Here is a 16449-nt window from a genome sequence, read left to right as displayed (position 1 = left end):
TTCATGTGCGCAGCTGGCCAGCTCAACGTCAAGACCGATACCCTTCAAGGCGTCGGTCGGGACGAATCGCGCCAGCCCGCTGTCACCGGCACCGACTGCGGTGCCGGTGACACCATGTGCGTTGGCGTGATCCTCGGCTTCCCGCCGGAGGTTGCGCGGGAACTGCAGGCCTGGCGGGCATCCTTTGGCGATCCCATGGCCGAGGTCATCCCTGCCCACATCACGCTCATCACCACAACGCCAACGCAGGACTGGGAAGCCACAAGGGACCACGTGCGCGAGGTTGCCCGCTCACAGGAACCATTCACCATCACCATCTCCGGGACCGGTTCGTTCAGACCCGTTTCGCCCGTGGTTTTCGTCAACGTCGAAGAAGGCTTTGAAGAGTGCGTGCAACTGCACGAAAAGCTCCAGACGGGTCCGCTTGAGCGTTTGCTTCCCTTCCCGTACCACCCGCATGTCACAGTGGCCCATGATGTCGCCAAGGAAAATCTGGACGAGGCCGAAACGGTCCTGAGAGATTACCGGGCAACCTTCCCAGTGGTTAGCATGGGACTTTACGAGCACGACACCAATGGAATTTGGCAGCTACGGGAAGAGCTCGACTTTGGCGGCGACACTGACGAAACGCAGCAGGCGGAATCAACATCCACCGGCGGGAAGTCCTCCGCTGCCAACTGAGCTGGCAAAGCTAAAACTTCAACTTCTTCACAAGCGGCAGGACTGGGGCCATGTCAAGCGTGCCGGAGAAGGCCTGCCGAAGAGGGCCGGAGCCCTTCTCGCCGTCCTGCTCGCAAGGCTGAACACTAACCGGGCCATGCGCTCCTTCCAGAACTACACCCGGCAGCATGGGCCTCTCCTAAGTGCCGGCATCGGCTTCAATATGTTCTTCTCCGTCACAGGTCTCCTCACCACGGGTTTCGCCATCGCCGGAATCGTCCTGGGAGGCAACCCGGTTCTCGAAGACGCCGTCATTCGCAGCGTGGCCTCTGCAGCTCCGGGACTCCTCCAGGTAAATGGCGGCGAGGGACTGGTTGATCCGCAAACGCTGCTCAATCCCTCAGGGCTTGGATGGACAGCGGTCATCGCGGCTGCGGTAACCATCTTCACGTCCCTTGGGTGGATTGCCAGTGTCAGGGAAGGCCTGCGGGGCGTGATGGATGCTGATCCGCTCAAGCGCAGCCCCATCCTGCAGAAACTTGTTGACGCCGGCACCCTCCTGCTCCTTGGCGTGATCCTCGTGGTCAGTGCTGGCGCATCTCTGATCTTTGGCACGGCCGCTGCCTGGATCTTCGACCTCCTTCGATTGGACGAAGCAGTTGCGGGGCCTGTGGCGGCCGTGGTCAAGGTCGTCGTCCCCCTCCTGCTGAACTGCGCGACGGCGGCCGTGTTGTTCCATATCGCCGGTGGCCTCAAGCTGGGGCGCCGGGCATTCATCGAAGGTGTTGCGCTGGCCGGTACCGGGACCACCGTGCTTCAGCTATTCAGTACCGAACTCCTCGCCCGGGCAGGACAGAACCCTGTCCTCGCCTCGTTCGCCATCATCATCGGCCTTCTGATTTGGTTCAACCTGGTAAGCCAGGTGTATCTTGTTTCGGCTTCGTGGGCCGCTATCCGCGAGGCTGACCTGCAGGCAGGGGAGACCCCGCACAAGAAGATCCTCGGTTCACGCCGCACGACGCCCCAGACGTAAGAGTTGTTTTCTTCCAGGAGGTTTCATGAACAACCAGCTGTGGATCGCTTGCCTCCTGGGAACCGCTGCAGGGCTGGTGGTTGGCCAGCTTGTCTTCAACTCTCCCTTTGTGGGAATCCTGGTTGGCCTCGGCTTGGGCGCCTTGGTTGGAGCGGCCCTAGGACCCCGCCGCGAATAAGCAACGCGGGGTCACTTACGGCCCATCCTGTTGCGGATTATGGGCCGTAAGTGACCCCGGGTTGCTATCAGTCTGGCTAGGGTGCCCGGACGAGACCTTCCCACGCAACGGTCCAGTCAGCTGGGAAACCTGGTGCGTGGCGGGCCGGTCCGTTGTCCCAGCCAGCTGCCATGAGCGCCACGGCGGCCAGGAGCCCACCATTCCCAGGCAAGTAGAGCGGCAACGAGTCCGTTTGGCGGTTGTGTCCATTAGGCAGGACGGTGTTTTTCCCGGCGTCCAGCAGCAGGGCATCGACTGCGGCCTCAGGATCCTCGAGCCGGGCGGCGGTCATTGCCATTACGGGATAGTCCCAACCCCAGGTACTGCCCCAATCCCAGTCCGTCAGGACATCCGACAGGGTAGCGCGCATGATGTCCGCATCAATCAAGTCCGTCAGAGGCAGGACGCCAAGCGCGCACAGCATCGAAGGGTGGTCCGTGCGGATGGTGAAGGGCTCCACGTCGATGGCGGCGTAGACGCCATTTACCACACGTGGCTTCACCAAAGCGTCCGCAACGTCAGTCCACGCTTCCACGGGTTCCAGACCGAGACGTTCCCGCCACGCAGCCGCCGTACGAAGAGCCCACTGCCAGTAGGCCAACTCAAACGTGGGATTGGTGACCTTGGCCCGGATGGAGCCGTAGCTTTCCTGTGCCGGAATCAATGGAGGCCCCAGTTCGAACCCTCGGGAAGTGGGATGTGCGAAGTCGGCCATGAATGCCGCTGACTCAAAAACGATCTCCGAAAATTCTTTCAGCACTTCATGGCTGGGATTTGCCCGGTACACAAGCTCGGCCAAGTGAATGGGGTGTGGCTGCTGCCATATGAGGAATGTCCCGATGGGACTTGGGCTTTCCCGGCCGTCCGGTCCGACCTGCTTGGGCCAGCGGACGCCGTCGAATCTCTGCGCCTTTGCGGTTTGACGGGAGGTTTCCAGCGCTGTGGAGTACCACCGTAGCGATGGCAGGAGCAGATCCGCACGGTTCCAGTGCGCGAAGTGGGCGGCGTGCCACCAGTGCATTTCCAAATGGAAGCGGCCTCGCCAGGAGTTGCAGACAAGACCCGTTTCCTGGGGCGGTAACGAGCCCGAGCAGTTGACCGCGGTCAGGTATTGCGAGAGGACAATACGGCGTTCCAGCTCCTTGGCCCGGGGATCATCGGTCGCGTCGAGCTCGATCGCCCCTCCGGAGGACCAGAATTCGGGCCAATAGGCCTCGGAAGCTGCGGCCACGCTACGGGCAGGTGAAAGCTCGACGCCGGGGCCTGGTTCTGGAGCGCTGCCCACCGCCGTTGCCGCCTGGCCTCGAATGGAGGCGCCTCGCGGGATACAGCCGCCATCTCCTGCGGAAACGAAGGCAACGGAGAAGTCGAGAACGAGGGGGTTTGCCTGTCCGCGGCGGGGCGCAATGCGGAGGTCGTGTGTTCCGGTTTGCTCCACGTCAAGGTCATGCCCCGTAACCACCACCTGATAGCGGGAGTCGTCCAGTTCCCGGAGTGCGGTCCACTGGGTGGAACCCCTGTGCTGATGGGATGGCGTTGGTTGTCCGAGCGAGGTGGTGTGGGCGTCCGGACTATTCCAGTCAGCCGCGTCATGCCACGCCTCGGAGCCGTAGGGGAAGCCGATGCCGACAATCAGGCCGGCCCCTAATGCTGGCGACTCGACGCGGAAGCCGAGCTCGTCGCGGTCGGGATGGCACGCCGTCGTGACCTTGACGGGGTGTCCGGCCAAGGTGAAGCGGCTGGTAACTACTCCCGACCACAAATCGAGTGTTTGTTCGGTGTCGGTGATCTCAGCCTCAAGGATGGAGCGCGCCGTGCCATGCTCCAGCCAGCGGAAGCCGATGCGCCCCAAGTCCAGGCGATGCGGGTTTGCCCGCAACCACGTTTCGGCCAAGGACGTGTCAGTTTCGCGGTCGTTGACGATGTCACCCACCATGTCCACGTAGGGCACAGGCCCTCGGGGTGAATCGTAGAGGACTGTAGAGCCTGCGAGGTCGAAGGGTTGGGCGGGGGGTGTGGAGTGCCACCCCCACTGGGCCTGGGTACCGAGGAGTGTTCCGGGGGGCAGATCGTCCCGGGCTCCCACGGGGTAGGCCTCCGGCATGGTTTGAAGGCCAGTGAGGTCCATGGTGAAGGCGAACTCGCCGTTGCCCACGGTCACTGGACTCCTGGGGTCAAGGCGGCTCTGATGCACGTTGTGCCGCTGAGCGAGGGCTTTACGGTCAATTCTTTCGGTGTTGGTCATTGTCGCCGGGTTTGGGGATGCCGGCTCTGGTGGGATTGCGTTTTGGCTCTGCACTCCGCGCCTTTCTGGGGGTGTCTCACGTCCACTGAAATAGTTCATGCTCATAACTATTGACGAGCATAGACCCACTTGATACGTTTCAGGAACCGTTTTCTGACAATGAAAGAAGCTTACCCAATGGCGCGTAAATCTCTTCGAACCATCCAAAAGTCACTAGCCTTCGTGGCCGCTGTGGGCATGCTTGGCCTCACCGCGGCGTGTTCCGCTCCTGCATCCGACAAACCCGACGACGGACCGGTGGAGATCCGGTTTTCCTGGTGGGGCAACGCAGGCAGGGCGGAGCTGACCACCAAAGCCATCAAGGAGTTCGAGGCGGCCAACCCCAATATCAAGGTGAAGCCTGAATATGGGGACATCGGTGGCTACTTCGACAAGCTGGCTACCCAGGTGGCGGCCAATGACGCCCCGGACGTCATCACCATGGGCGGGGCATACCCGGCCGAGTATGCAAACCGCGGGGCACTGCTAGACCTGTCAAAGGTCAAGGGCTCACTGGATCTGTCCGCCATGGATCAAGGTGCCCTGGAGAATGGCCAAGTCCAAGGTAAGCAGTACGGGGTCTCCACGGGAGCCAATGCCTTGGCAATCGTCGTGAACCCGGCCGTCTTCCAAGCTGCCGGCGTCGCGCTTCCGGACGATAGTAAATGGTCCTGGGAGGACTTCGCCAGGATCGCAGGCGACATCACGGCCAAGAGCCCTAAAGGCACTTATGGAACAGCGACTGTCCTCACGCACGATTCCCTGGACGCCTTTGCCCGCCAGCGCGGCAAGTCCCTTTACACCCAGGACGGCCAGCTCGGCCTGGATAAGGACACGGTGCAGGCCTACTTCGACTACTCCCTGAAGCTCAGCGAGTCAGGAGCTGCACCCAGTGCTTCCGAGACGGTGGAGAAGCTTAACGTCAGCACTGAGCAGACACTCATGGGTATGGGCCAGGCGGGCATGATGCTCACGTGGAGCAACTCGCTATCCGCGCTGAGCAAGGCCTCCGGAGCAGACCTGAAAATACTCAAGCTCCCCGGCGAGACTCCCACGCCGGGCATTTGGCTTCAGTCCTCGCAGTTCTACACCATCTCTGCCCGCAGCAAACACACCGATGCCGCTGCCAAGCTGGTCAGCTTCCTCGTGAACAATGAGTCCGCAGCCAAGATCATCCAGAGCGACCGCGGGGTCCCCAGCAATGCAGGAATGCGCACGGCCATCCAGGACCTGTTGACGCCCCAGGGCAAGGTTGAGGCCGCCTATATCGACCAGATCGGCAAGATGGATTTCGCCCCCACCTACATTGGCCCCACGGGCTCCACGGCAGTCTCCGAGATTACGGCGCGCATCAACACGGATGTCCTCTTCAAGCGACTGACGCCGGAGAAGGCCGCCGAGCAGTGGCTTAGTGAGAGCAAAGCGGCCATCGGGAAATAGCCGAACGCCAACGCGGGGTCACTTAGGGCCCTTACCAGGGGGAAACATGGGCCCTAAGTGACCCCGGGTTGCTTCAGTGGGCGGCGCGGACCTCCAGATACGGATCGGCCCAGGCGCTGATGATCCGTGCCACCCGTGCGGCTTGTCCCTTGCCCGTCAGGAGGTGCTCACTGCCCTCCAGCGAAATGAAGCTACGGGGATGCCGCGCGGTACGGAAGATTTCGCTGGCGTTGTCGATGCCCACGGTGTTGTCGGTGGGGGAGTGCATCACCATCAACGGCTTGTGGAGGGTGCGGATGCAGTCGCGCAGGTCAGCGCGTTCCACGTCCTCCACAAAGTGCCGGCGGATTTCCATGGGCCTGCCGCCCAGGTCAACCACGGCGCTGCCCTCGCGCAGGATGGAGTCGATTTCGGCGTCGAACATGTGCTCAACGTGCTTTGGCTCGTAAGGCGCGCCCACGGTTACCACGGCATTGAGTCCGGGGATGTCGCGCGCAGCAGCCAGCACGGCAGCTCCACCAAACGAGTGGCCCACCAGCAAGGAGATCTCCCTGCCCTGCTCCCGCATGAACTCCGCAGCGAGGATTGTGTCAGCCACCTTGACGCTGAATGAACCTGCGGACCATTCCCCGGCAGAGCCGCCCAGGCCAAGGTTGTCGAACCGGAGCATGCCCACACCCTGCTCCGCGAGCCCTTTGCAGATCCGTGAAGCAGCGGGGCTGTCTTTGCCCAGGGTCAGGCCGTGCGAGTACACGCCCCAGCCACGGACAGGGCCCTCAGGCACGTCTACGATGCCGGCCAAGGCGTCGCCTGTACTTCCGGTGAAAGTGATCTTCTCAGGGCGTGACACGTTGGTCTCCTTGTATTTACGAGGCCCGGTTCAGGGAACGGTGCCGAAGATTAACGACGACGGCGCCACTCACCAACAGTGGTGAGCGGCGCCGTCGTCGTGCTGTCCTTGAGTACCTCAGTGATCCTGGGTGAACTAGATCTTGCGGGCCAGGATGGCCTGCTTGACCTCGGCGATTGCCTGGGTCACCTGGATGCCGCGGGGGCATGCTTCCGAGCAGTTGAAGGTGGTGCGGCAACGCCACACTCCTTCTTTGTCGTTCAGGATTTCCAAGCGCATGTCGCCGGCGTCATCACGGGAATCGAAGATGAAGCGGTGTGCATTGACGATTGCGGCCGGACCAAAGTACTGGCCGTCGGTCCAGAAGACCGGGCATGACGAGGTGCAGGCTGCGCACAGGATGCACTTGGTGGTGTCGTCGAAGCGCTCACGGTCCTCAACGGACTGCAGGCGTTCCTTGGTGGGCTCGTGGCCCTTGTTGATCAGGAACGGCATGACTTCGCGGAAGGACTGGAAGAAGGGTTCCATGTCCACGATCAGGTCCTTCTCCACGGGGAGGCCCTTGATCGGCTCGACTGTGATGGGCTTGGTGGTGTCCAGGTCCTTCAGCAGCGTCTTGCAGGCGAGGCGGTTGCGGCCGTTGATGCGCATGGCATCCGAACCACAGACACCGTGTGCGCAGGAGCGGCGGAAGGAAACGCTGCCGTCGATCTCCCACTTGACCTTGTGGAGGGCATCCAGGACGCGGTCCGTGCCGTACATGGTCAGCTTGTAGTCGTCCCAGCGTGCTTCGTCCGAGATCTCGGGGTCGTAGCGGCGAACGCGGAGCGTGATGTGGAAGGTGGGAATTTCACCGTCGCCCGCAACGCTTGCCGGGAGCTCGATTTTGGAAGCGGGCTCTGCCATTTCGGTCGTCATTAGTACTTACGCTCCATCGGCTCGTAACGGGTGAAGATGACGGGCTTCGTCTCGAGACGGATGCCCGCAACAGATTCCGCCGAGGAGTCGACGGTGACGGAGTTGTCCAGGTAAGCCATGGAGTGCTTCATGAACTTTTCGTCATTGCGGTCCGGGAAGTCCTCGCGGTAGTGGCCACCACGCGACTCTTCACGGTGCAGCGCACCGACTGTCATGACCTTGGCCATGTCCAGCAGGAAGCCGAGCTCCACGGCTTCCAGGAGGTCCAGGTTGAAGCGCTTGCCCTTGTCCTGGACCGTGACGTTCTTATAGCGCTCTTCGAAGGAAGCGATGTCGCTAAGAACCTGCTCCAGGGACTCCTTGGTACGGAACACCTGCATGTTCGCATCCATGGTGTCCTGGAGTTCCTTGCGGATTTGGGCAACACGCTCGGTGCCGTTGCCGTTGAGCAGGCCCTCCAGGATGCCGCGGGTCATTGCTTCCGGGTCCTCCGGCAGCTCGACGAAGTCGGCTGTCTTGGAGTACTCCGCAGCGGCGATGCCGGCACGCTTGCCGAAGACGTTGATGTCCAGGAGCGAGTTGGTGCCGAGTCGGTTCGAGCCGTGCACGGAAACACAGGCAACTTCACCGGCTGCGTAGAGGCCCGGCACGATCGTGTCGTTGTCCTGCAGCACCTCGGTGGTGATGTTGGTGGGGATGCCGCCCATGGCGTAGTGCGCGGTGGGGAACACGGGGACAGGATCGGTGAACGGCTCAACACCCAGGTAGGTGCGTGCGAACTCCGTGATGTCCGGAAGCTTGGCCTCGATGTGGGCCGGTTCAAGGTGGGTGAGGTCCAGGAGGACATAATCCTTGTTTGGACCACAACCACGGCCTTCACGCACTTCGTTTGCCATGGCACGGGCCACGATGTCACGGGGTGCAAGGTCCTTGATGGTGGGGGCGTAACGCTCCATGAAGCGCTCACCCTCGGAGTTACGAAGGATGGCACCCTCACCACGTGCGCCCTCGGTGAGGAGGATGCCGAGGCCTGCGAGGCCGGTCGGGTGGAACTGGAAGAATTCCATGTCTTCCAGGGGGATGCCGCGGCGGAAGGCGATGCCCATGCCGTCGCCCGTGAGGGTGTGGGCGTTGGAGGTCGTCTTGAAGACCTTGCCGGCACCACCGGAAGCGAACACTACGGACTTGGCCTGGAAAACGTGCAGTTCGCCGGAAGCAAGATCGTAGGAGACCACGCCTGCGACACGCTTCTGCTTGTACGGGGTACCGTCTTCGCGTACTGCGTCTTCTTCGACGATCAGCAGGTCAAGGACGTAGTACTCGTTGTAGAACTCAACGTTGTGCTTGACGCAGTTTTGGTACAGCGTCTGCAGGATCATGTGGCCAGTGCGGTCGGCAGCGTAGCAAGCACGGCGGACAGGAGCCTTGCCGTGGTCGCGGGTGTGGCCACCAAAGCGGCGCTGGTCGATCCGGCCTTCGGGCGTGCGGTTGAACGGCAGACCCATCTTCTCCAGGTCCAGCACGGCGTCGATGGCTTCCTTCGCCATGACCTCGGCTGCGTCCTGGTCAACCAGGTAGTCGCCACCCTTGATCGTGTCAAAGGTGTGCCACTCCCAGTTGTCTTCTTCGACGTTGGCCAGTGCTGCACACATGCCACCCTGGGCTGCACCAGTGTGCGAGCGGGTGGGGTAGAGCTTGGTCAGTACCGCTGTGCGTGCGCGCTGACCGGATTCGATCGCGGCGCGCATGCCGGCGCCACCTGCACCGACAATGACGACGTCGTACTTATGGACCTGCATACCAGATGCTCTCTCTTTCAAAAATTCAGATGGTCGGCGGAGGCTGTTCCGCTAAGTCAGGCGCAACCGGTTCCCTGCAGGGCCGGCCGGCTGCGCCAGGAAGCCGCTACGGGGCCGGGCAGAAGCCGCCAGGCAGCTGAACGCCGTCGACGACGGGGCACGGGTTGAACGTGAAGATCACCAGTGTGCCGAGAATGATGATGACAGCCGTGGCTGCATAGAGGACTACCTTGAGCCAGAAGCGCGTGGAGTCCTTTTCCGCGTAGTCGTTGATGATGGTGCGGACGCCGTTGGTTCCGTGCAACATGGCAAGCCAGAGCATGGCGAGGTCCCAGAACTGCCAGAAGGGATCTGCCCACTTACCGGCAACGAAACCGAAGTCGATGGCGTGGATACCCTCACCCACCAGCAGGTTCACGAAGAGGTGGCCGAAGATCAGCACCACCAGGACGATGCCGGAGAGGCGCATGAAGAGCCAGGCGATCATCTCGAAGTTGCCACGGCTGGAGCCGGTGCGGTTGTACTTCGGAGCAATCTTGCCCGAACCGATTTTTCCGCTGCGGGGGGATTCGATCGTCGTCATGGTCTAGTGGCCTCCCAGCGCGAGGGAAAGGTGGCGGATAGCGAAGCCGGCGAACGTGACCAGCCACAGCGCAAGCACGATCCACAGCATTTGGCGCTGGTACTTCGCGCCCTTCTTCCAGAAGTCGATGGCGATCACACGAAGGCCGTTGAAGGCGTGGAAGATGATCGCAGCGACCAGGCCCGTTTCACCCAGGGCCATGAGGGGGTTCTTGTAAGCACCAATGACGGCCGTGTAGGCCTCAGGGGACACGCGCACCAATGAGGTGTCCAACACATGGACCAACAAGAAGAAAAAGATCACTACACCGGTAATACGGTGTCCAACCCAGGACCACATGCCTTCACGGCCGCGGTACAAGGTGCCAGCTGGTTTTGTCGGCACTGATTAAACCTTCCTGCAACACAGCGGCGCTGGCATGGGATCCATGCGGGGGGAACGCCTGCTGCGAGAGCACTCGTAGCTCACGCCTAAATCTAGGCTTCGCTACCAGCTTATTCAATTTAGGACGCGCTTCTCTGGTTGTTAATTCCATGTTTCCTGCCCCTATTTAGGCGATATTTCGGCGATTTTCCGTGCTTCGTGAGACGAAGGCCACATGCGCGGCGGCCTGCGGGGCTTCGCCGCCGCGTCGGATAAAGTGTTGCGGTGAGTACAGAAGACGCGACATTCCCGGAATCTCCCTTGAACCGCTTCCACGCGGTTATTCCGGCGGGCGGTGTGGGGACCCGGCTGTGGCCACTCTCGCGTGCCGCTGCGCCCAAGTTCCTCCACGACCTGACCGGCTCCGGCAGCACGTTGTTGAGGGCCACGTATGACCGCCTTGAGCCGCTGGCCGGCGAGCGGGTGCTCGTTGTGACCGGCGAGGCACACCGCGCCGCTGTATGCCGACAGCTCCCCGAGGTGGGCGATGACGAGTTGGTGCTCGAGAGCGAGCCCAAGGATTCCGGTGCTGCCATCGGATTGGCCGCCGCGATTCTCCACCGCCGCGACCCGGAGACCATCATGGGTTCGTTCGCAGCGGACCAGGTGATCAGCCCTGACGACCTCTTCCAGGACACCGTGCGCGAGGCAATTTACACTGCTGCCACGGGCAAGATCGTCACGATCGGCATCAAGCCGACGCACCCGTCCACCGGCTTCGGCTACATCCGCTCCGGTGAAGCGCTGAACGTGGAAGGCGCTCCGAACGCGCTTGCCGTGGCTGAGTTTGTTGAGAAGCCCAGCCAGGAAGTTGCCAACAAATATGTAGAAGCAGGGGACTACGTCTGGAACGCAGGCATGTTCGTGGCTCCCGTAGCGCTCATGCTCCAGCACCTCGAAGCGAACCAGCCGGAGTTGTTCAAGGGCCTTCAGGAAATCGCCGAAGCATGGGACACCCCCCAGCGCGCTGAAGTTACCGCGCGTGTTTGGCCGACACTGCCCAAGATTGCGATCGACTACGCAGTTGCCGAGCCGGCAGCGGCAGCCGGCGATGTCGCCGTCGTGCCTGGTACTTTCCGTTGGGACGACGTTGGCGACTTTGCCGCAATCGGCCGCCTGAACAACGCGGGCGACGTCGATGAAGTTACCGTTCTTGGCGAAGGTGCCCGCGTGTTTGCCGAGAATGCGAGCGGCGTAGTGGTGTCCGATACCAAGCGCGTTATTGCCCTGATCGGCATCAAGGACGTGGTCATCGTGGACACGCCCGACGCCCTCCTGGTGACTACCAAGGAACATGCCCAGTTGGTCAAGGGCACTGTTGACGCCCTGAAAGCCAGCGGCGATACGGACGTCCTGTAGCAATCGCTTATACCGTGAGCCACCTCTTTGGTTGTCCTGCGCCTGAACGCAGCGTAACCAAGAGGTGGCTTTCGTTCTTCGGAGGCCGTGGATGGCTAGAGTTGTGACGTGCGCAATTACACGACTGAAACCGAGCCGACACCCGTTGTAAGCCCGTGGGTGGATGAGCTGCTGCCTGGACTCATCGATTTCAGGCGGGACCTGCACGCGCACCCTGAACTCTCCTTCAAGGAATTCCGCACCACCGACAAACTCGTGGAGCGGCTCGAAGCTGCCGGCTTGCAGCCGCGCCGCCTTGAAGGAACCGGACTTACGGTTGACGTGGGGGAAGGTCCTATTGCCACTGCTCTGCGTGGTGACATCGACGCCTTGCCCATCATCGAGGAAACGGGTCTGCCGTTTGCTTCGAAGAACCACGGCGTCACCCATGCCTGCGGGCATGACGTCCACACCACCACCATGCTCGGCATTGCTTTGGTGCTGCAGCGGATGCACAAGAACACCCCGCTGGGCGGGACTGTCCGCATCATCTTCCAGCCGGCTGAGGAGACCATGCCCGGCGGTGCTTTGTCCTGCATTGAGCAGGGTGTGCTGGAGGGCGTTCCCCGGATCCTTGCGTTGCACTGCGATCCCAGGATCAACGTCGGCAAGATCGGCACCCGCATCGGGGCCATCACCTCGGCGTCGGACACCATCAAGATCGAGCTCACGGGCCGCGGAGGCCACACGTCCAGGCCGCACCTGACGGAAGACCTGGTCTTTGCCCTGGCACAAATTGCGGTCAACGTACCCGCAGTGCTCTCCCGTCGCGTGGATGTCCGCAGCGGAGTGTCAGTGGTGTGGGGCCAGATCTCGGCAGGTTCTGCACCCAACGCCATCCCGGGCACTGGCTACATGGCGGGCACCATGCGTTGCCTTGACCGCGATGCCTGGCACAGTGCCGGGGAGTTGCTGGACGACGTCGTGAAGCAGGTTGCCGCTCCTTACGGCGTGGACGTGCACTTGGAGCACACCCGCGGCGTTCCTCCCGTGGTCAACTCGGAGCACGAGACGGCCCTCATTGAAGCGGCGGCGCGGGCCGAACTCGGTGAGCACGCCGTCGTCCTGACGCCCCAGTCCATGGGTGGCGAAGACTTTGCATGGTTCCTCGCCGACCTCCCGGGCGCCATGATGCGGCTCGGCACACACACGCCCGGCGGCGAGGAATATGATCTCCATCGTGGCGACTTCATTGTGGATGAACGCGCCCTTGGCTACGCCATTCGTGTCCTGACAGCGGCCGCGCTCCGCACCATCCGGGACCTCCAGGAGTAAACCCAACTGGGTAGCAGTTAAGCGCGTTTTGAGCTCTCAAAACGCGCTTAACTGCGACTCAGTTGGGTGGCAGTACGGCTAGATAAGTTGTGCACAATTGAATTGTGCACTATCGTTTTATTCATGAGTGATGCACCCCGCCTCCGCCATCAGGTCTGCTTTGCGTTGTATTCAGCGTCCAAGGCCGCGACGGCGGTCTACCGCCCCGTGCTGGACGAGTTGGGCCTTACCTATCCGCAGTACCTGGTCATGCTGGTCCTGTGGGAGCAGGAACCGCGCAGCGTCCGTGAACTTGGCGCCGAACTCGGGCTCGACTCCGGCACGTTGTCGCCCCTCCTGAAGCGCCTTGAGGCGCTGGGTCTCGTAGAGCGCCACCGTTCCGTTGAGGACGAACGTCGGGTGGATGTTGTCCTGACCGACGCCGGCAGGGAGTTGAGCACGCGCGCCCAGGCTGTCCCCAAGCGTCTCGCGGAGGCCGCCGGCCTGTCCCCGGACGAGATTGGGCAACTGCATGCGACGCTCGGCAAACTCACGGCGGCATTGCAGAAGTCACTCTGAGAATTTTTCCAAGCCACACACAAGCCCACTGATTTCCAAGAGAAAAGGAAGATTCGTGAAGACTCTTTACACTGCCGAGGCTTTGGCCTCCGGCGAAGGCCGCGATGGCAACGCCCGCACCAACGACGGCAAACTCGACGTCGCCCTCGCCAGCCCGGTCGAGCTTGGCGGCAACGGCCAGGGCACCAATCCCGAGCAGTTGTTCGCCGCCGGCTACGCGGCATGCTTCCACTCCGCACTGCGCCTGGTGGGCCGCAAGGAACGCGTTGACCTCAGCGATTCCGCAGTTGCCGCCAAGGTCCACTTCGGTGCACTCACTGACCGCGAGGGTTACGGCCTGGCCGCCGAGCTTGAGATCGCCCTGCCGGCCTTGGATCGCGATACCGCGGAGGAACTGATGGCCAAAGCACACCAGATCTGCCCCTATTCCAACGCCACCCGCGGCAACATGGCCGTTGACCTCAAGCTTGTGGAGTTTGCAGCATGAGCCCTAAAGCAACCGTCCTGCCAGTGGAATCCCGGGAAATCCAGCTCTCCTCGCGTCCTGTCGGCCGCCCAACTTCGGAGAACTTCCGCCTGGCCGCCTCCATGCTGCCGGACCTTCAGGACGGGCAGGTCCTGGTCCGGAACCAGTTCATGTCCGTAGATCCCTATATGCGCGGACGGATGAATGACGTCAAGTCCTACTCTGCGCCGTTCCGCCTGGACGCAGCGCTCGACGGCGGTGCGGTAGGCGAGGTGATAGCGTCCAGGTCCGATGCGCACAAGGTGGGTGACGTCGTCGTGCATCAACTGGGGTGGCGTGAGCTCGCGGTGGTCGACGCGGCTGCGACAACCCCGGTTCCAAGCGGCTTGGCACCTACGTCGGCGTTCCTTGGCGCTTTGGGAATGACGGGTCTGACGGCATACGCGGGCCTGCTCAACGTGGCCGAGTTCAAAGAAGGCGACGTCGTCTTCGTGTCCGGGGCGGCCGGCGCTGTGGGATCCATGGTGGGCCAGATTGCCAAGGCGTCCGGAGCCAGCAAGGTGATCGGCAGCGCCGGATCAGCGGACAAGGTTGCCAGGCTCCTGGAGCTCGGATTTGACGCAGCCTTCAACTACAACGATGGTCCCGTACTTGAGCAGTTGCGTGAAGCTGCGGGGGAGCGCGGCATCGATGTCTACTTCGACAACGTCGGCGGCGAACACCTTGAAGCCGCCCTGGCTACGCTGACTGTGGGCGGGCGCGTTGCCATGTGCGGTGCCATTGCCCAATACAACTCCACCGAACCGCCGGTTGCGCCCAGGAACCTCGCGCTGGCGATCGGCAAGCAGCTGACCCTGCGTGGATTCCTGGTGGGCGGACAGCGCCAGCACGCCGCAGAGTTCGCTGGAAAGATGGCCGGTTGGCTCGCGGACGGAACGATTCGCTACGACGAGACGATCGTGGATGGGCTGGAGAATGCGCCGCAGGCGTTCATTGACCTGCTGGACGGCGCCAACACCGGAAAGATGCTTGTCCGACTGTGATGTAGGCGTGGGCCGGGTGTGACTTGCACACCCGGCTACTGCTTGGTAACAAAAAGTCAACGATCTGCCCTTGAGGACTGAATTGTGCTACCTGCGTGTGGTCCACGCCACTAGTGTTGGGGGTATCAAGGCGCTTCGGCGCAGTGCTGCGAACTTCAGTGAAAACAGAATTTCTGCCTCGGGTATTCGAAACGGACACTCATTGACCATCCGTCGTAGCGCGACTCACTTTCTTCCTGGAGGAAAATTGAAGAACCCACTGCGTGCCACCCTTAAGCGCGGTTCAATGGCCGGCATTGCAACTGCAGGTGCGGCCGCCCTCATGCTCAGCGGTTGCGGACAAGCTCCAAGCGCTGGTTCCGGCGCTCCCACCAAGAGCGACTACATCGGCTGCATCGTGTCCGACTCCGGCGGATTCGATGACCAGTCCTTCAACCAGTCCTCGTTCGAAGGCCTGCAGAAGTCCGAAAAGGACCTCGGCATCACCATGAAGTCGGCTGAGTCCAAGGCCAACAGCGACTACGAGACCAACCTCAATGGCATGATCTCCGCAGGCTGCAATATGACCTTTACGGTGGGCTTCCTCCTCGGCGATGCCACCAAGGCTGCCGCGGAGAAGAACCCGGACAAACACTTCGCAATCATCGACTACTCGTACACGACCCCCGTCGCGAACGTGAAGCCCGTGGTCTACGACACCGCGCAGGCCGCTTACCTGGCTGGCTACGCGGCTGCCTCAGCAACAAAGACCGGCAAGGTGGGTACCTTCGGCGGCATCAAGCTTCCCACGGTCACCATCTTCATGGACGGCTTCTATGACGGCGTCCAGGCCTACAACAAGGCCAAGGGCAAGTCCGTCCAGGTGGTCGGCTGGGACAAGACCAGCCAGGATGGCTCGTTCACGGGCGACTTCGAGAAGCAGGACACCGGCAAGCAGATCACCAAGAACCTCCTGGACCAGGGCGCGGACATTATCATGCCCGTAGCGGGCCCTGTGGGCAAGGGTGCAGGTGCAGCTCTGAAGGAAGCCAAGGCAGCCGGCAAGGACGTCAAGCTCATCTGGGTTGACTCCGATGGCTACCTCACCGCCCCTGAGTACAAGGACCTCATGCTGACCTCCGTGGTCAAGCAGATGGGTCAAGCGGTGGAAAACGTGGTGAAGGACGACAAGGATGGCAAGTTCAGCAACGAAGCCTACGTTGGCACCCTGGCCAATGAGGGCGTAGCCATCGCCCCGTTCCACGATCTCGATTCGGCAATTTCCGCGGACACCAAGTCCGAGCTCGACAAGCTGAAGGCGGACATCGTGTCCGGCAAGCTGGTTGTTGAATCGGCGGCAAGCCCTAAGAAGTAAAACAATTCCTGGACGCGCCGCCAGTACCGAGTGCCGGTACTGGCGGCTCGTTTTTTGCCCTGGCCAGCGCCTATCTTGCGGGCCCTCCCAAGAATAGGCTTCTGCTCAAAGCCAATGGCTTGGAGCAGTACGGCCGTCCCTCGGACTC

16 protein-coding genes are annotated in these 16449 nt (G+C 61.9%); 10 read left to right on the top strand and 6 right to left on the bottom strand.

The genetic code is table 11. The features are described from left to right. Positions 1-3: 3 nt before the first annotated feature. Genes ACFX4T_RS09855 through ACFX4T_RS09845 form a run of 3 tightly spaced genes read left to right on the top strand, consistent with a single transcriptional unit; the run spans position 4 to position 1871 of the window. Entirely contained in the window at positions 4-681 is a 678-nt protein-coding gene (locus ACFX4T_RS09855; protein ID WP_216924876.1) for a 2'-5' RNA ligase family protein, read from the top strand. Further along, positions 608-1693 (top strand): YihY/virulence factor BrkB family protein, encoded by a 1086-nt coding sequence (locus ACFX4T_RS09850; RefSeq protein WP_377651625.1) that lies wholly within the window; start codon positions 608-610, stop codon positions 1691-1693. Before ACFX4T_RS09855 ends, ACFX4T_RS09850 begins: the two co-directional genes overlap by 74 nt. A gap of 25 nt (positions 1694-1718) precedes the next feature. Then, positions 1719-1871 carry a hypothetical protein gene (locus ACFX4T_RS09845; protein WP_216924878.1) on the top strand — a complete coding sequence of 51 codons (153 nt, stop codon included), beginning with the start codon at positions 1719-1721 and terminating at the stop codon, positions 1869-1871. A 76-nt stretch (positions 1872-1947) separates the two neighbouring features. Here the strand turns inward: ACFX4T_RS09845 and ACFX4T_RS09840 are convergent, their stop codons facing one another. After that, positions 1948-4155 carry a hypothetical protein gene (locus tag ACFX4T_RS09840; RefSeq protein WP_377651623.1) on the bottom strand — a complete coding sequence of 736 codons (2208 nt, stop codon included), beginning with the start codon at positions 4153-4155 and terminating at the stop codon, positions 1948-1950. Between the two features lie 177 nt (positions 4156-4332). Between ACFX4T_RS09840 and ACFX4T_RS09835 the strand changes: the two genes are divergently transcribed. Next, positions 4333-5634, top strand: a complete 1302-nt coding sequence (locus tag ACFX4T_RS09835; RefSeq protein WP_377651622.1) for an ABC transporter substrate-binding protein — start codon at positions 4333-4335, stop codon at positions 5632-5634. Positions 5635-5707: 73 nt separating this feature from the next. On the opposite strand, the gene ACFX4T_RS09830 is transcribed toward ACFX4T_RS09835, so the two are convergent. The 5 genes from ACFX4T_RS09830 to sdhC form a co-directional block, all read right to left on the bottom strand. Beyond that, positions 5708-6484 (bottom strand): alpha/beta hydrolase, encoded by a 777-nt coding sequence (locus ACFX4T_RS09830; RefSeq protein ID WP_377651621.1) that lies wholly within the window; start codon positions 6482-6484, stop codon positions 5708-5710. Positions 6485-6619: 135 nt separating this feature from the next. Then, positions 6620-7402 carry a succinate dehydrogenase iron-sulfur subunit gene (locus ACFX4T_RS09825; protein WP_011773975.1) on the bottom strand — a complete coding sequence of 261 codons (783 nt, stop codon included), beginning with the start codon at positions 7400-7402 and terminating at the stop codon, positions 6620-6622. Further along, positions 7402-9201: a succinate dehydrogenase flavoprotein subunit gene (sdhA, locus tag ACFX4T_RS09820; protein ID WP_216924881.1), complete on the bottom strand. Its 1800-nt coding sequence runs from the start codon at positions 9199-9201 to the stop codon at positions 7402-7404. The genes ACFX4T_RS09825 and sdhA overlap by 1 nt, the downstream gene beginning before the upstream one ends. A 106-nt stretch (positions 9202-9307) precedes the next feature. After that, positions 9308-9784, bottom strand: a complete 477-nt coding sequence (locus ACFX4T_RS09815) for a succinate dehydrogenase hydrophobic membrane anchor subunit (RefSeq protein WP_216924882.1) — start codon at positions 9782-9784, stop codon at positions 9308-9310. 3 nt (positions 9785-9787) lie between these two features. Beyond that, entirely contained in the window at positions 9788-10168 is a 381-nt protein-coding gene (gene sdhC / locus ACFX4T_RS09810; RefSeq protein WP_089594138.1) for a succinate dehydrogenase, cytochrome b556 subunit, read from the bottom strand. 264 nt (positions 10169-10432) lie between these two features. Here sdhC and ACFX4T_RS09805 point away from each other — a divergent pair, with 264 nt between their 5' ends. The 6 genes from ACFX4T_RS09805 to ACFX4T_RS09780 all read left to right on the top strand — a co-directional run bounded on the left by ACFX4T_RS09805 (position 10433) and on the right by ACFX4T_RS09780 (position 16301). Beyond that, the gene (locus ACFX4T_RS09805) at positions 10433-11566 is read left to right on the top strand and encodes a mannose-1-phosphate guanylyltransferase (protein ID WP_216924883.1); all 1134 of its coding nucleotides are present in this window, start codon (positions 10433-10435) and stop codon (positions 11564-11566) included. Between the two features lie 108 nt (positions 11567-11674). Continuing rightward, the gene (locus ACFX4T_RS09800) at positions 11675-12880 is read left to right on the top strand and encodes an amidohydrolase (RefSeq protein WP_216924884.1); all 1206 of its coding nucleotides are present in this window, start codon (positions 11675-11677) and stop codon (positions 12878-12880) included. Positions 12881-13003: 123 nt separating this feature from the next. Then, the gene (locus tag ACFX4T_RS09795; RefSeq protein WP_216924885.1) at positions 13004-13438 is read left to right on the top strand and encodes a MarR family winged helix-turn-helix transcriptional regulator; all 435 of its coding nucleotides are present in this window, start codon (positions 13004-13006) and stop codon (positions 13436-13438) included. A 55-nt stretch (positions 13439-13493) separates the two neighbouring features. Continuing rightward, positions 13494-13925, top strand: a complete 432-nt coding sequence (locus tag ACFX4T_RS09790) for an organic hydroperoxide resistance protein (protein WP_216924886.1) — start codon at positions 13494-13496, stop codon at positions 13923-13925. Further along, complete coding sequence (locus ACFX4T_RS09785; RefSeq protein WP_377651619.1) at positions 13922-14947, top strand: NADP-dependent oxidoreductase; 1026 nt, start codon at positions 13922-13924, stop codon at positions 14945-14947. Before ACFX4T_RS09790 ends, ACFX4T_RS09785 begins: the two co-directional genes overlap by 4 nt. A 286-nt stretch (positions 14948-15233) precedes the next feature. After that, on the top strand, positions 15234-16301 hold the full coding sequence (locus ACFX4T_RS09780) for a BMP family protein (protein ID WP_223949249.1): 1068 nt from the start codon (positions 15234-15236) through the stop codon (positions 16299-16301). The last annotated feature ends 148 nt before the right edge of the window (positions 16302-16449 follow it).

Origin of the sequence: Paenarthrobacter sp. YIM B13468, from assembly GCF_042788025.1 — a bacterium.
Lineage (GTDB): Bacteria > Actinomycetota > Actinomycetes > Actinomycetales > Micrococcaceae > Arthrobacter > Arthrobacter aromaticivorans.
The sequence above is the reverse complement of the archived record's forward strand: the minus strand, read 5'-3'. Positions and strand labels throughout refer to the sequence as shown.

What these genes read in the sequence shown, in the direction of transcription:
- ACFX4T_RS09855 (WP_216924876.1), top strand. Translation starts at nt 4, where the DNA reads ATGTGCGCAGCTGGCCAGCTCAACGTCAAGACCGATACCCTTCAAGGC.
- ACFX4T_RS09845 (WP_216924878.1), top strand. Translation starts at nt 1,719, where the DNA reads ATGAACAACCAGCTGTGGATCGCTTGCCTCCTGGGAACCGCTGCAGGG.
- ACFX4T_RS09840 (WP_377651623.1), bottom strand. Translation starts at nt 4,155, where the DNA reads ATGACCAACACCGAAAGAATTGACCGTAAAGCCCTCGCTCAGCGGCAC.
- ACFX4T_RS09835 (WP_377651622.1), top strand. Translation starts at nt 4,333, where the DNA reads ATGGCGCGTAAATCTCTTCGAACCATCCAAAAGTCACTAGCCTTCGTG.
- ACFX4T_RS09825 (WP_011773975.1), bottom strand. Translation starts at nt 7,402, where the DNA reads ATGACGACCGAAATGGCAGAGCCCGCTTCCAAAATCGAGCTCCCGGCA.
- sdhA (WP_216924881.1), bottom strand. Translation starts at nt 9,201, where the DNA reads ATGCAGGTCCATAAGTACGACGTCGTCATTGTCGGTGCAGGTGGCGCC.
- ACFX4T_RS09815 (WP_216924882.1), bottom strand. Translation starts at nt 9,784, where the DNA reads ATGACGACGATCGAATCCCCCCGCAGCGGAAAAATCGGTTCGGGCAAG.
- ACFX4T_RS09795 (WP_216924885.1), top strand. Translation starts at nt 13,004, where the DNA reads ATGAGTGATGCACCCCGCCTCCGCCATCAGGTCTGCTTTGCGTTGTAT.
- ACFX4T_RS09785 (WP_377651619.1), top strand. Translation starts at nt 13,922, where the DNA reads ATGAGCCCTAAAGCAACCGTCCTGCCAGTGGAATCCCGGGAAATCCAG.
- ACFX4T_RS09780 (WP_223949249.1), top strand. Translation starts at nt 15,234, where the DNA reads ATGGCCGGCATTGCAACTGCAGGTGCGGCCGCCCTCATGCTCAGCGGT.